Here is a 13,301-nt window from a genome sequence, read left to right as displayed (position 1 = left end):
TCGGTTGTGCTCCAAATGGGTAGCATTTGATTGGCGGCGCCAAGCTGCGGCGCAGCCGCCAAGCTAGGCTCTAAGTTTCAAGCATCTCCGCGGCGCGCGTGATGAGCGCGTCGCGATCGAGCGTAAAGCCGGACTCGATCCACTCCCTTTCGAGGTTTTTCAGGACGGCGCCAAGCTTCGGTCCCGGCGACGCGCCGAGGCGGGCCAGATCGGCACCTTTGATCGGAAACACTGGCTTTTCCCATTTCAGAGCGAAGGCAAGCAGGCGCGAAAAGCCGCCGGCTTCAAGCAGCGCATCGTTGTTCTCGACGGCGCGCGCCCGTGCCGAAGCGAGCGAAAGCCGCAAGCGATCGATAATGCCTTGCCGATTACCGAGATAAAGCTTTTTCGCCAGTTCCCCCTCGCTCGCCTTGGCTTCGACAGTGTCCGTCAGCGCCCAGTGCCGCAGGCGGTTTGCCTCGCCGATGGAGAATTTCAGCCTGTCGGCGAGCGTCTTCATCCGCGCAGCATCCGGCGGAACGATTGCTTCCAGCCTGAGCAACGGATCCGGCGCCCAGTCCAGTTCCTTCTCGGTCCTGGTCAACCCGTGAATGGCATCGATGCCCCATTTCTCGCTTTCCGGCAAAACGCTGGTCAAAACGCCGGCCTGGCGCATCCACAGCAAGGCGCGCGACGGGTCGGGGGCCGACAAAAGCTTCTTCAGTTCGGACCAGACGCGCTCGGCCGAGAGCTGGTCCAGCCCTTCCTTCAGCCGGGCACAGGCTTTCAGCCCGTCGGCATCCGGCCGTCCATCGCCGTACCAGGCGAAAAAGCGAAAGAAACGCAGGATGCGCAGATAATCCTCGCGGATGCGCGCTTCCGCGTCGCCGATGAAGCGCAGCCGGCACGATTCGATGTCGGCGATGCCGCCGACCAGGTCGACGATCGTGCCGTCTGCCTCGGCATAGAGCGCGTTGATGGTGAAATCGCGCCGCTCCGCATCGGCATTCCAGTCGCGCCCGAACGACACCTTTGCCCGCCGCCCGTCGGTCTCGATGTCGGAGCGCAGCGTGGTGACCTCATAAGCCCTGCCGCTGGCGACCACGGTGATGGTGCCGTGCTCGATGCCGGTCGGCACCGCCTTGAAGCCCGCCGCCTCGGCGCGGCGGATGGTTTCCTCGGGCACGGTCGTGGTGGCGATGTCGATGTCGGCAACCGGCTGGCCGATCAGTGCGTTGCGCACTGCGCCGCCGGCGACACGCGCCTCTTCGCCGCCATCCGTCAATGCGGCGAGCAGGCGCTGCAGCTGCTTTTCGCCAAGCCAGGCGGCCCTGCCCGCCAGCGATGCCCGACTGCTTACGTCCCGCGTGCTCACCTATAGAGCCTTTCATAGAGCGTGCGGATGATGCCGGCGGTGACCCCCCATATACGCTGGCCGCCATAGGGCATCTCGTAGAAGAACCATTCGATGTCATTCCACATGCGGCTGTCGCGGCTGTGGTTAGCCGGATCCATCAGGAAACGCAGCGGCACTTCAAAGGCGGCATCGACCTCCTCGGAATTGAGCGTCAATGAAAAACCAGGTTGCATGATTCCAAGCACGGGGGCGATGCGATAGCCGCTGCCTGAGACATAGTCGGGCATTCGGCCGATGGTCTCGACGCGGCTCTCGTCGAGGCCGATCTCCTCGAAGGTTTCGCGCAGTGCCGCAGCCTCGGGGCTGGGATCGGTCGGATCGATCGTACCGCCCGGGAAAGCCACCTGGCCGGAATGGTTGCGCAGCTTTTCAGCCCGCTTGGTGAGCAGGACCGTCGCTTCGCCTCCGTGATCGACGACCGGGATCAGCACTGCGGCGTTGCGCAGCATCTTCACCAGTTTCATCCTTGGATGACCAGGATTGAAGCGGTGGTCGCCATAATCATCGTCGGCATGTGCTTGTGGCTGTGCTGCAACCCGCACCCGAAAATCCGCGGCGGAAAAGGGCATCGGCGTCATCTGGTCCATCACGCACTCAGCCGGTTGAGTTTTTCCACCGGCATGATCGGGTAGACCTCGCCCTTTGAGCGGACGGCAAACATCTTTCTGCCACCGGCAACGATCTCTTCGCCATGCCCGACCAGCTCGTACATCACCGGCCGTGCCACCAGCGCCTCCAGCCGCCCGCGCACCAGTACATAGGGCTTCAGGCCACCGGTCGCCTCTTCGTCGACGAAGCGCAGCGGGTGGCCGGGTCCGGCCTCGACCACATCGCCGACATTGGTGCGGAAGGTGATGACCTGCCTGGCGCCGGTACCGGAAACGTCCATCTCGACGGCGATGAAGGGTGCATCGGCGACGCGAATGCCGACCCGTTCCACCGGCGTCACCAGGTATGTCCTGCCGTCTTCGTCCTTGCGCAGCACCGAGGAAAACAGTTGCACCAGCGGCATTCGCCCGATCGGCGTGCCGAGATAGAACCAGGTGCCGTCGGCCCTGATCTCCATGTCGAGATCACCGCAGAAGTCGGGATTCCAGCGCTCCACCGGTGCCGCCCCCCTGCCGGCGCGCGTCGCGCGGGAGACCAGCGCCTCCAGTCCGCGCGCCTCGGTGGCGGACGTCAAGCCTTCTTCACGATTTTCGGAGCGTTCCGCCATGGTCACGAAATAGTCACTGTTGTTCCGCTTGTCAGCCTAAGACTGTGATTTAAGTTCATTCAGTGGCGCCATGCGAGGCCGAATCGCGGCATTCTGCGGCATTGAATGGTGCAAGCCGGTATTTCCAACCATAAGGATCGATGCTGCATGAGCGTGATGATCAAGGAAAGCCCGATAAGCGAAAAGGACATGATCGCCGAGGCTGAAAAGGCCCTGGCCGATATTTCCAGGGTCCGCAACGGCGTCGGCCGTGTCATCTTCGGCCAGGAAAGCGTGGTCGAGCGTACACTGGTGGCCCTGCTGGCCGGCGGCCATGCCCTGCTGGTCGGCGTGCCGGGCCTCGCCAAGACCAAGCTTGTCGATACGCTGGGCGTCGTGCTCGGTCTCAATTCCCGCCGCATCCAGTTCACCCCCGACCTGATGCCGTCCGACATTCTCGGTTCCGAGGTGATGGAGCAGGACGAATTCGGAAAGCGCTCGTTCCGCTTCATCTCAGGGCCGATCTTTGCGCAACTGCTGATGGCCGACGAGATCAACCGTGCTTCGCCGCGTACCCAGTCGGCGCTGCTGCAGGCGATGCAGGAATACCACGTCACCATCGCCGGCGCCCGTTATGATCTGCCGGCGCCGTTCCATGTGCTGGCGACGCAGAACCCGCTGGAGCAGGAAGGCACCTATCCCTTGCCCGAAGCGCAGCTCGATCGCTTCCTGATGCAGGTCGACATCCTCTACCCCCAAATCGAGGCGGAGCGCCGCATCCTTCTGGAAACCACCGGCATCGAGGATGCAAAGGCCGAAAACGTGCTGCAGCCGGTGCGGCTGAAGGAGGTCCAGACACTGATCCGCCGCATGCCGGTGCCGGAAAGCGTCGTCGAGGCGATCCTCAAGCTGGTGCGCTCGGCGCGCCCCGGCGGGGGCAATGCCGATACCGACAAACACGTCGCCTGGGGCCCAGGCCCCCGCGCCAGCCAGGCGCTGATGCTATGCGCCCGGGCGCGGGCGCTCTACGACAGTCGACTGGCGCCCTCCGTCGACGACATCCGCGCGCTGGCCGAGCCGGTGCTGCAACACCGTATGGCGCTGACCTTCGCTGCCCGCGCTGAAGGCATCACGGTGCGCGACGTGGTGGCGAAACTGGCAAAAGGCATCTGATGGCACGCGTAGGCGAGGTCCCGGCACCGGTATCGACGCGCGACGCGCTCGCCCGTGGCCGGTTGCGGGCTTCGCTGGTGCCCGACCTGCTGGTCGAGGCACGCCGCATCGTCAACACGGTGATCGCCGGCTGGCATGGCCGCCGCAAGCGCGGCATCGGCGAGAATTTCTGGCAGTTCCGGCCCTATGTCGAAGGCGATTCCTCGCGCATCGACTGGCGCCGCTCGGCCCGCGACGACCACACCTATGTCCGCGACCGCGAATGGGAGGCAGCCCACACGGTCTGGCTGTGGGCCGATCCCTCGCCGTCGATGCTCTACAAGTCGACCGGAGCCACCGTTTCGAAGCAATCCCGTGCACTCGTGCTAGTGCTGGCCATGGCAGAGCTTCTGTCGCGCAGCGGCGAGCGCATCGCCTGGCCGGGCCTGACCGACCCGTTCACTGCCCGCAACGGTGCCGAACGCATCGCGGCGCAGCTCGCGCATGCCGGCAAGTTGCCGGCAAAGCCCGACCTTTCCGGCATCCGCCGCTTCTCCGACATCGTCATCGTCAGCGATTTCCTCGATCCGGTCGAAGACACCAAGGCCTGGCTCGATGTGCTCGCGCGCCACGGTGTGCGCGCTCACCTGGTCGAGGTCGCCGACCCAGCCGAGGAGAACTTCCCCTATGCCGGGCGTACCGAATTCACCGATCCCGAGACCGGTGACAAGCTGACCGCAGGGCGCGCCGAAATGCTTGGCGATGAATATCGCCTGCTTTACACGGCCCGCCGCCAGGAACTGGCCGGCTGGTGCAAACGGCTCGGCTGGAGCTTTACCCTCAACCACACCGACCACCTCGCCTCAGAGGCTCTGGTGCGCCTGCACATGGCGATGACCGCCGACGGCGGTTACGCCGGAAAGATCAGCGCATGAGCTGGCTGCCGCTCTCCTTCGGTGCGCCGATGGTGCTGTGGGGCCTCCTGGCGCTGCCGGTGATCTGGTGGCTGTTGCGGCTCACGCCGCCGAGGCCGCAGACGGAGGTCTTTCCGCCGCTAAGGATCCTGGCTCGCGTTTTGAGGCGCGAAGAGACGCCGAAGCAGAGCCCATGGTGGCTGACGCTGCTCCGGCTCTTGATGGCCGCCCTTATTATCGTTGCGTTGGCCGAACCGGTCTTCAATCCGCGCGAAAAGCTGCCGGCCGAGGGGGCCGCCCTTGCGCTGGTCATCGACAACGACTGGGCGAGCGCCGCCGACTGGGGCAAGCGCGTCGCCACCGCCGAGCGGCTGATCGCAGACGCCGGCTCGAACGGCATTCCCGTCATCATCGCCTTTACCGCGGAAAAACCCAATGCCGACATCGGCCCGTTCGATGCTGCCACCGCCCTCGACCGGTTACGCGCGGCAAAGCCGCGGCCGATCCCGACCGACCGACCCGGCGTCTACGCCCGCGTCGCTTCAACCCTGGAGAACCTGCCCGGCGCCAGCGTTGCCGTACTGGCCGACGGCCTGGCCGCGCGAGGCGACGAGGCTGCCTTCAACACGCTGTTGTCGAAGAACGCCGCGCGTGTCGTCTGGGCCACCTCGGACCGGCTTTCCCTGACCGGCCTGACCGACGCCGACAACCAGGTGGACGGCTTCGCCCTGACCGCCATCCGCGCACCGGGCGATCCGCCACCGGCGCAGGTCACCGCCGGCGCCTTCGACGACAAGGGTCGCCGCATCGCCGACGCGACGCTGACCTTCGCACCGGGCGAAGCCACCGGCACCGGCACGATGGCGGTGCCGTTCGAACTGCGCAACGACTTCGCCTCGATCGCGCTCGATGGCGAGCGGCACGCCGGCGCCGTCCGCGTGCTCGACGAGAGCTCCAAGCGCCGCCGCGTCGGACTGCTGTCGCAAGCCGAGGCCGACCAGGCGCAGCCGCTTCTGTCGCCGCTCTACTACATCCGCCGCGCGCTGCAGCCGTTTGCCGATCTGGTCGAACCATCGAGCGCCGACCTTGCCGACGCCATCCCGCAGTTGCTCGACCAGAAGCCGGCGATGATCATCATGGCCGATGTCGGCATCATTCCGGAGCAGGTCCGGCAAAGGCTGGGCGACTGGGTCGACAAGGGCGGCACCCTGGTGCGGTTTGCCGGTTCGCGATTGGCCGCAGCCGGCAACGACGACGATTTGCTACCGGTCAGGTTGCGCACCGGCGAGCGCTCGCTCGGCGGCGCGCTGTCATGGACGACGCCGCAGCCGGTCACCGAATTCCCCAAGAGCGGTCCCTTCGCCGATCTGGCGCCGCCGACCGAGGTCACCGTCACCAGACAGGTGCTGGCGGAGCCGACGCCTGATATCGTCGAGCGCACCTGGGCCACACTCGCCGACGGCACGCCGCTGGTGACCGGGCTGAAGAAGGGAAAGGGTACGCTGATCCTGTTCCATGTCACGCCGGAGGCGACCTGGTCGAACCTGCCGATCTCCGGCAGCTTCGTCGAGATGCTGCGGCGTATCGTGCAACTGTCGCGCAATCAGGGTCAGGCGGTTGCCAATGCCGAAGCCGCCGCCACCTCGCTGGCGCCATATCGCATGATCGCCGCCGACGGCACCCTGGTGCCGCCGACCCCGGATGCCAGGCCGCTTGTGCCTGGTGCCGGCCCGCGGCCGGTGACGTTCGAGAATCCGCCCGGCCTTTACGGCTCCGACACCGGCGTCTTCGCCCACAATCTGCTCGATGCCTCGAGCAGCTTTGCGCCGCTGGCCCGCCCGCAGGTCACGGTGCCGGTCACCACCGTGCAGTATGCCTATGACGAATCGCACAATCTGAAAGGTCCGCTGGTGACGGCTGCTCTTGTGCTGATGGCTCTCGACACGCTGGCGGTGTTCTGGATGGGCGGCCTGTTGTCGCGCCGGCCGCGCCGTACCGGCGCTGCCGCAACCACGGCCGCGCTGCTGATTGCGCTCGGCGCGCTGTTCGGCCACACGGACTTCGCCCGCGCCGACGACGCCAAGCCCGGCGATGCCGGCGCGATCGAGGACATTTCAAAGACCCGCATCGCCTATGTGCTGACCGGCGAGCCGGGCGTCGATTCGATCAGCCGCGCCGGGCTCGAAGGACTGACCCGCTTCCTGATCGAGAAGACCGCGCTCGAACCGGGAGCGCCTGCCGGCGTCGACATTTCAAAGGACGAACTGTCCTTTTACCCGCTGATCTACTGGCCGATCGACCCCGCCGCCCCGATGCCGAGCGAAGCCGCAATCGCCCGCGTCGACGCCTATATGCAGCAAGGCGGCACCGTCCTGTTCGACACCCGCGATCAGTTTGCCAACGGCATCGGCGCGGATTCGACCAGCCCGGCGACGGAGCGGCTGCGCGACATCCTCGGCAATCTCAACGTGCCGCCGCTGGAGCCGGTGCCGTCGGATCACGTGCTGACCAAGTCCTTCTTCATCCTTCCTGAATTTCCCGGCCGCTTCGCCGGCAGCCCGCTGTGGGTCGAGGCGTCGCTCGACGCCAGCAATGCCGAGAACCGCCCAGTGCGCGTCGGTGACGGCGTCTCGCCCATCATGATCACCGCCAATGACTTCGCCGGCGCCTGGGCGGTCGACGAGAATGGCGATCCGATGCTGCCGACCGTGCCGTCCGATCCGATGCAGCGGATCTATTCGCTGCGCGCGGGCGTCAACATCATGATGTACATGCTGACCGGCAACTACAAATCCGATCAGGTTCATGTGCCCGTGCTGCTCGAACGGTTGGGGCAGTAACCCATGAACTGGTCGATCTCCTTCGAACCGCTGGTTTCCTGGCAGCTGCTTGCCGCCGTGCTGGTGCCTCTGGCGGTGCTGGCGCTGGTCGGCCTGTGGTTTCGCCAGCGCGGCGCGATCTTCCGCTTCGCCGCCCTGCTCGCCCTGGGCGCCGCCCTTCTCAACCCGGTTTTCCTCGACGAAGAACGCGAGGCGCTGAAAAGCGTCGTCGCCGTCATCGTCGACCGCAGCCAGAGCCAGGACATCGGCGATCGTGGCAAGCAGACCGACGAGGCCCTCGCCGGGATCCAGGAGCGCCTTGGCCGTTTCAAGCAGTTCGACGTCCACGTCGTCGAGGCCGGCAAATCCGAAGCCGCTGAGGAACGCACCGAGACGCGGCTGTTTTCAGCGCTCGAAAGCGCTTTCCGCGACGTGCCGCCGTCGCGCATCGGCGGCGCCATCATGATTACCGACGGCGAGGTGCACGACGCGCCTGCCGGCGCTCCCGACTTCAACGCCCCGCTGCATGCGCTGATCACCGGCAACGACCACGAGAAGGATCGCCGCATCCGCCTTGAAAATGCGCCGCGCTTCGGTCTGGTCGGCAAGCCGCTCGACATGACTTATCGCGTCATCGCCACCGACAACGAAACCGGCCCTGTCGATGTCCGCGTGTCGGTAAACGGCGAACAGGTCGCGGTCGAGCATGCCACCATCGGCCAGCCGATGCCGCTGCAAGTGACCATCCCGAACGCCGGCCGCAACATCGTCGAACTCGCCATCGGCCGCGAGCCGGGCGAGCTGACCGATGCCAACAACCGTGCCATCGCACTGATCGACGGCATCCGCGAGAACTTGCGTGTGCTGCTCGTCTCCGGCGAGCCGCATGCCGGCGAGCGCACCTGGCGCAACCTGCTGAAGTCCGACGCTTCGGTCGACCTCGTCCATTTCACCATTTTACGGCCGCCGGAAAAGCAGGACGGTACGCCGATCAACGAATTGTCGCTGATCGCCTTCCCGACGCGCGAGCTGTTCGTCGAGAAGATCAAGGATTTCGACCTGATCATCTTCGACCGCTACCAGCACCGCGACGTGCTGCCGATCCTCTATTACGACTACATCTCCGAATATGTCGAAAAGGGCGGCGCGCTGCTGATTGCTGCGGGACCCGAATATGCCGGCGAGAGCTCGATCGCCCGCACGCCGCTGATGTCGGCACTGCCGGCGATGCCGACCGGCGACGTCATCGACAAGGCCTTCTATCCGCGCCTGACCGATCTCGGCCAGCGTCATCCGGTGACGCGCGGGCTCGACGGCTCCAATACCGACCCGCCGCACTGGAGCCGCTGGTTCCGCACCATCGGCGTCGAGAATCCCGAGGGCGAGGTGGTGATGAAGGGCGCCGACAACCGTCCGCTGCTGCTGCTCGACCACAAGGGTGAAGGCCGCGTCGGCATGCTGCTGTCAGACCAGGGCTGGCTGTGGGCGCGCGGCTTTGAGGGCGGCGGCCCGCATGTCCAGCTCTACCGGCGCATCGCCCATTGGCTGATGAAGGAGCCTGAGCTGGAGGAGGAGCGGCTGACCGCCGACGGCCGCGGCATGGTACTGGAAATCCGCCGCCAGACGATGAGCGACGATCCTGGCCCGGCCCAGGTGATCACGCCGTCCGGCAAGGCGCTGACCGTCAAGCTCGAAAAATCCGAACCTGGCGTTTTCCTGGGCAGCGTCGAGACCAGCGAGATCGGCCTCTATCAGGTCGGCAATGGCGACCTGACCGCGCTTGCCCATGTCGGCCCGGTCAACGCGCCGGAATTCACCGACGTCATCTCCACCGAGGGCCGGCTGAAAGCGCCTGCCGAAGCCACCGGCGGCAGCGTGCGCCGGCTGGCTCAGTCATCCGCGCTTGGCAACCTTACCAGCGGCGTGACGCTGCCTTCGATCGTACCGGTCCGCTCCGCGGGCGCTGCCTCTGGCAACGACTGGATCGGGCTCCGCACCACCGACGACAGCGTGCTGAAAGCCGTCTCGCGCGTACCGCTGTTCGGCGGCTTCCTCGGCCTTGGCCTGCTGCTTTTGGCAATGGGCTCAATGTGGTACCGCGAGGGGCGGTAGCGCTCCCTCACCTACAATGGGAGTCGGTGGTGAAAAGCGGCCCCTACTCCTCCGGCTCGGTCGTGAACAGCAGCGGGTAGCCCTTGGCCTTGCCGGCGTCGGTCGCCCGCGCCGCCTTGGTCTCGGCAACGTCCCTGGTGAAGACGGCAACCACACAGGCGCCGCGCCGGTGCGCGGTGATCATCACGCGCTGCGCCTGGTCCTCGCTCATTTTGAATTCGGCCTTGAGCACCGTCACCACGAACTCGCGCGGCGTGAAATCGTCATTGACCAGGATGACCTTGTAGAGCTTCGGCCGTTCGATCTGCGGCTTCGTTTTGGTGCGAGGTTTGGTGACGATCTCAGGCATCGGCAACTGGCAACTGCACGCAAGAATTTCGCTTTCATTTTGTCATGTACGAAAGCTGTCGTCTATTTTGATCGGCGCGCAAGACGGTTTTCCGGCTGCGCGATCATTCACAAATTTAGGAGCAGTGCGTTGTCGTTCAACGGCTCTGGCGGCCAAAGATGCGGCGAGCCGGAATTGCCGTGCTGTTGTCCCACCGGGCCGGCATTGCGATTGCGTTAGGCGTGACGATGGCCAAATGAGCCGGGACGAGGCGGCAATCACAAGGGCCGGTGGTTGTCAGCCACGCATTGGATACGATCAGACGGCGCTTGTTCGATACCACAAGGCCGCTCCACCCGAATTGCGGCTGGAGCGGCCTTGTTGTGTAGGCTATCTGTGCCAGCCTGGATCAGGCCTTGGGAGCGGCCTTCTTGGCGGTGTGCTTGACCGGGCACTTGTGCGTCTTGGTCACCTTGCAGGCCGCCTTGGCGGTCTTCTTGGCGACCTTCTTCGGAGCAGCCTTCATGGGCGCAGCCGCCGGCGCGGTCGTCGTGGTGGTCGCAGCCGCGGTCGTCGCAGCAGCGTTGGCGCTGCTGGTGCCGAGAACCGGCATCGAGAAAGCAAGCGCGATAGCGAGACCGAGAGCGGAGAGGAGGGACTTTTTCATGGTTCGTTTCCTTTCTTGTGCAGGCCGGATTTGAGCGTCACTGAACGGGGTCGATCGGTGTCACTCCAAGCAGCTTCAAAGCGTTCGCGAGCATCCGGATTCCCTGTGCCTGTTTCTTGTTGGCGCAGAACCGGTTTCCCTTTCTTTGAAGTGCCTTCGCCGCGGTGACCTGCGTTGCCGCGGCATGGGTTTCGAGGGCTTCGTCAACCTGGCGGCTGACGCTGCTGCAACGCTCGCTGCGGGTGATGGCCGCCTTTGCGTCGGTTTCTCCAACCGCGGCCGTGACGAGCGAAATGCCGAGCAATGCACCCATCAAGCTGATCGAGAACCTTTGCATTGGTCTGTCCGTGAACCCGTAAGCCAGTGTCGCAGCCGATGACCTGACCGCCACGACACCAGTTATGCCTTTGAATTTTTTCAGAAGTTTTTCCGGATTGTAGAATTTTGTTTCTGGATTGTTTCTGGCGGCCCACCCTTGGTCCTGTCATCGCCACTGGCCAACATATGGCCCGAATTCTATCGTGTGGGTGATGACCGCGTGACGGTTTGGCCACCAATGATGACAGGGCTCCTGTGAAATCCGACGCACACATACTGATCGTCGACGACGACAAGGGCATACGCGACCTGCTTCAGGAATTCTTCCAGAAGCGGGGGTTGCGCACGACGGTTGCCGCCGACGGCATCGAGATGGAGGCTGCCCTGCGCCTCACGCAGGTGGATCTTATCGTCCTGGATGTGATGCTGCCCGGCAAAAGCGGGCTGGAGCTTTGCCGCGATCTTCGCGCCAATTACTCGACGCCGATCATCATGCTGACCGCGGTCACCGAAACCACCGACCGCGTGGTCGGCCTGGAGATGGGCGCCGACGACTATGTGCCAAAACCATTCGATCCGCGCGAGCTGTTAGCCCGCATCCGTGCTGTGCTGAGGCGTAACGGCGCCGCCGAACCGCGACGGCCCATAACGAAGCAGATCTATCATTTCGCCGGCTGGACGATGGACTGCTCGCGCCGCCGGCTTAAGGCGCCGGGCGATGTCAGCGTCGAACTGACGATGGCGGAGTTCAACCTCCTGCAGACCTTCGTCAAGAGCGCCCAGCGCGTACTGACCCGCGACCAACTCATCGAACTCTCTGGCGGCGACAGCGGTTACAGCTTCGACCGCAGCGTCGACATCCTGGTCAGCCGGCTGCGGCGCAAGATGGAAGACGACCCGAAGACGCCGAAACTGATCCTGACCGTGCGCAGCGGCGGCTACCAGTTCCTCCCCGAAACGACCTCCGAATGAGACGCTTTTTGCCACAAACCCTGCCCGTCTGGGTGCTGCTGATCGTCATTGCCGGCCTGCTGATCAGCCAGGTCGCGACCCTCTACATCGTCTCGCGCGACCGCGCCGCCGCCAATGACATAGTCGATCTCTACCGGCTCAACGACCGCGCCTACTCGCTGGTGCAGCTGATGCATGACGCCGCACCCGAACAGCGCAAGGCCATCGCGTCCGGTCTGTTCAACTCCACCTATGCGCTCACTGTTTCGGGCACACCCGCTGTCGCCTCGTCGATTGCGGGTGATGACGAACTGGCCGAACTGGAGGACATACTGGTCGGGCGGCTGTCGAGATTCGGCATCACCGACGCGCGGGTCCGGCGCGATCCGGCAACACGCGAAGCCGACGCCCCCGGCGGCGTGGTCATGAACAAGGATGTCGGCCAGGTCGAGCGCGACCTTCTGGTGCTGGCGGCCAATTTCGCCCAGAGCGACAAGCTGACGGCTTCGCTGCGCTTCGCCGACGGCCAATGGCTGAACTTCACCGAGCCGAACACTCCGGTCGGGCCGATTTTGAGCTTCGACAGCCTGCCGCTCTATGCCTTCATCGCCGGGCTGGTGGTGATCATGTCGATCTGGTCGCTGCGCCGGCTGACCGCTCCTTACCGGATGATGGAAACGGCCGTGAAGCGGATCGGCAACGACCTGAAGAGCCCGCCGATCGCCGAGACAGGCAGCCGCGAAATCCGTGCTGCGGCGAAGGCGGTCAATGTCATGCAGGCGCGGCTGCGCGACTATGTCGAGGATCGCGAGCACCTCGCGGCGGCGCTCGCGCACGACCTGCGCACGCCGCTGACCCGGATGCGGCTGCGCCTCGAACTGCTGCGGAAATCGACGGTTCGCGAGGCTCTCGCCCACGACCTTGCCGACATCGAGAGCATTGCCAGCTCGGTCATCGATTTTGCCACTTTCGAGGTGACCGAGGAGAAGAGCGAACGGATCGATTTCTGGTCGCTGGTGGAGTCGGTCGCCGACGGCTTCGAGGCGGTCTCGTTCGACAATGACGGCACAAGGTCGCGCGCCCTGATCTGCATCGCGCGGCCGGTGGCGCTGAAGCGCTGCGTCACCAACCTCGTCCAGAATGCCGTGACCTACGGCAAGAAAGCGCACCTCAGCCTGCGGCAATCGGAAAACATGATCACGCTCACCATCCGAGATGAGGGACCTGGCATACCGCAGGCTGAGATCGACGCCGTGTTCGGCTCTTTCGTGCGCCTGGAACAGTCCCGCAACCGCGAGACCGGCGGCCTTGGTCTTGGCCTGACCATCGCCCGCACCATCGCTCGCGGCATCGGCGGCGAGGTCAGCCTGTCCAACCATCCGGGGGGCGGCCTGCTGACGGAACTGCGCTTGCCGCTAGCGGCTTGAACCGAACGCCGGGGCTGGATCG

At 64.9% G+C, this 13,301-nt stretch carries 12 protein-coding genes; 6 read left to right on the top strand and 6 right to left on the bottom strand.

The window, feature by feature from the left end; genetic code table 11:
* Positions 1 to 70: 70 nt before the first annotated feature.
* The 3 genes from EN859_RS27205 to EN859_RS27195 are packed head-to-tail and all read right to left on the bottom strand — an operon-like array spanning position 71 to position 2,612.
* Positions 71 to 1,354: a CCA tRNA nucleotidyltransferase gene (locus EN859_RS27205; RefSeq protein ID WP_127855817.1), complete on the bottom strand. Its 1,284-nt coding sequence runs from the start codon at positions 1,352 to 1,354 to the stop codon at positions 71 to 73.
* Positions 1,351 to 1,983, bottom strand: coding sequence for a CoA pyrophosphatase (locus tag EN859_RS27200; protein ID WP_127855816.1), 633 nt, complete (start codon positions 1,981 to 1,983; stop codon positions 1,351 to 1,353). The genes EN859_RS27205 and EN859_RS27200 overlap by 4 nt, the downstream gene beginning before the upstream one ends.
* Complete coding sequence (locus EN859_RS27195) at positions 1,983 to 2,612, bottom strand: DUF1285 domain-containing protein (protein ID WP_127855871.1); 630 nt, start codon at positions 2,610 to 2,612, stop codon at positions 1,983 to 1,985. Before EN859_RS27195 ends, EN859_RS27200 begins: the two co-directional genes overlap by 1 nt.
* A 147-nt stretch (positions 2,613 to 2,759) precedes the next feature.
* Here EN859_RS27195 and EN859_RS27190 point away from each other — a divergent pair, with 147 nt between their 5' ends.
* The 4 genes from EN859_RS27190 to EN859_RS27175 are packed head-to-tail and all read left to right on the top strand — an operon-like array spanning position 2,760 to position 9,588.
* Positions 2,760 to 3,764, top strand: coding sequence for a MoxR family ATPase (locus EN859_RS27190; protein ID WP_127855815.1), 1,005 nt, complete (start codon positions 2,760 to 2,762; stop codon positions 3,762 to 3,764).
* Positions 3,764 to 4,678: a DUF58 domain-containing protein gene (locus EN859_RS27185; RefSeq protein WP_127855814.1), complete on the top strand. Its 915-nt coding sequence runs from the start codon at positions 3,764 to 3,766 to the stop codon at positions 4,676 to 4,678. The genes EN859_RS27190 and EN859_RS27185 overlap by 1 nt, the downstream gene beginning before the upstream one ends.
* Entirely contained in the window at positions 4,675 to 7,497 is a 2,823-nt protein-coding gene (locus EN859_RS27180) for a DUF4159 domain-containing protein (RefSeq protein WP_127855813.1), read from the top strand. The genes EN859_RS27185 and EN859_RS27180 overlap by 4 nt, the downstream gene beginning before the upstream one ends.
* Before the next feature lie 3 nt (positions 7,498 to 7,500).
* Positions 7,501 to 9,588, top strand: coding sequence for a hypothetical protein (locus EN859_RS27175; protein ID WP_127855812.1), 2,088 nt, complete (start codon positions 7,501 to 7,503; stop codon positions 9,586 to 9,588).
* A gap of 43 nt (positions 9,589 to 9,631) precedes the next feature.
* Here the strand turns inward: EN859_RS27175 and clpS are convergent, their stop codons facing one another.
* The 3 genes from clpS to EN859_RS27160 all read right to left on the bottom strand — a co-directional run bounded on the left by clpS (position 9,632) and on the right by EN859_RS27160 (position 10,920).
* Positions 9,632 to 9,937, bottom strand: coding sequence for an ATP-dependent Clp protease adapter ClpS (clpS, locus tag EN859_RS27170; protein ID WP_127855811.1), 306 nt, complete (start codon positions 9,935 to 9,937; stop codon positions 9,632 to 9,634).
* 388 nt (positions 9,938 to 10,325) lie between these two features.
* Positions 10,326 to 10,583, bottom strand: coding sequence for a hypothetical protein (locus tag EN859_RS27165; RefSeq protein ID WP_127855810.1), 258 nt, complete (start codon positions 10,581 to 10,583; stop codon positions 10,326 to 10,328).
* 37 nt (positions 10,584 to 10,620) lie between these two features.
* The gene (locus EN859_RS27160) at positions 10,621 to 10,920 is read right to left on the bottom strand and encodes a hypothetical protein (RefSeq protein ID WP_127855809.1); all 300 of its coding nucleotides are present in this window, start codon (positions 10,918 to 10,920) and stop codon (positions 10,621 to 10,623) included.
* A 236-nt stretch (positions 10,921 to 11,156) separates the two neighbouring features.
* Between EN859_RS27160 and EN859_RS27155 the strand changes: the two genes are divergently transcribed.
* Together EN859_RS27155 and EN859_RS27150 are read left to right on the top strand one after the other, a co-directional pair.
* On the top strand, positions 11,157 to 11,873 hold the full coding sequence (locus EN859_RS27155) for a response regulator transcription factor (protein ID WP_127855808.1): 717 nt from the start codon (positions 11,157 to 11,159) through the stop codon (positions 11,871 to 11,873).
* Entirely contained in the window at positions 11,870 to 13,279 is a 1,410-nt protein-coding gene (locus EN859_RS27150; protein WP_127855807.1) for an ATP-binding protein, read from the top strand. Before EN859_RS27155 ends, EN859_RS27150 begins: the two co-directional genes overlap by 4 nt.
* The last annotated feature ends 22 nt before the right edge of the window (positions 13,280 to 13,301 follow it).

It is taken from the genome of Mesorhizobium sp. M00.F.Ca.ET.216.01.1.1 (assembly GCF_004010325.2).
Classification (GTDB): Bacteria; Pseudomonadota; Alphaproteobacteria; order Rhizobiales; family Rhizobiaceae; genus Mesorhizobium.
This window is presented reverse-complemented; position numbering and strand designations above follow the sequence as displayed.

Bases quoted from the DNA above. Each gene is read 5' to 3' on its own strand.
- EN859_RS27200 (WP_127855816.1), bottom strand. From the start codon at position 1,983: ATGGACCAGATGACGCCGATGCCCTTTTCCGCCGCGGATTTTCGGGTG.
- EN859_RS27195 (WP_127855871.1), bottom strand. From the start codon at position 2,612: ATGGCGGAACGCTCCGAAAATCGTGAAGAAGGCTTGACGTCCGCCACC.
- EN859_RS27190 (WP_127855815.1), top strand. From the start codon at position 2,760: ATGAGCGTGATGATCAAGGAAAGCCCGATAAGCGAAAAGGACATGATC.
- EN859_RS27185 (WP_127855814.1), top strand. From the start codon at position 3,764: ATGGCACGCGTAGGCGAGGTCCCGGCACCGGTATCGACGCGCGACGCG.
- EN859_RS27180 (WP_127855813.1), top strand. From the start codon at position 4,675: ATGAGCTGGCTGCCGCTCTCCTTCGGTGCGCCGATGGTGCTGTGGGGC.
- EN859_RS27175 (WP_127855812.1), top strand. From the start codon at position 7,501: ATGAACTGGTCGATCTCCTTCGAACCGCTGGTTTCCTGGCAGCTGCTT.
- clpS (WP_127855811.1), bottom strand. From the start codon at position 9,937: ATGCCTGAGATCGTCACCAAACCTCGCACCAAAACGAAGCCGCAGATC.
- EN859_RS27165 (WP_127855810.1), bottom strand. From the start codon at position 10,583: ATGAAAAAGTCCCTCCTCTCCGCTCTCGGTCTCGCTATCGCGCTTGCT.
- EN859_RS27160 (WP_127855809.1), bottom strand. From the start codon at position 10,920: ATGCAAAGGTTCTCGATCAGCTTGATGGGTGCATTGCTCGGCATTTCG.
- EN859_RS27150 (WP_127855807.1), top strand. From the start codon at position 11,870: ATGAGACGCTTTTTGCCACAAACCCTGCCCGTCTGGGTGCTGCTGATC.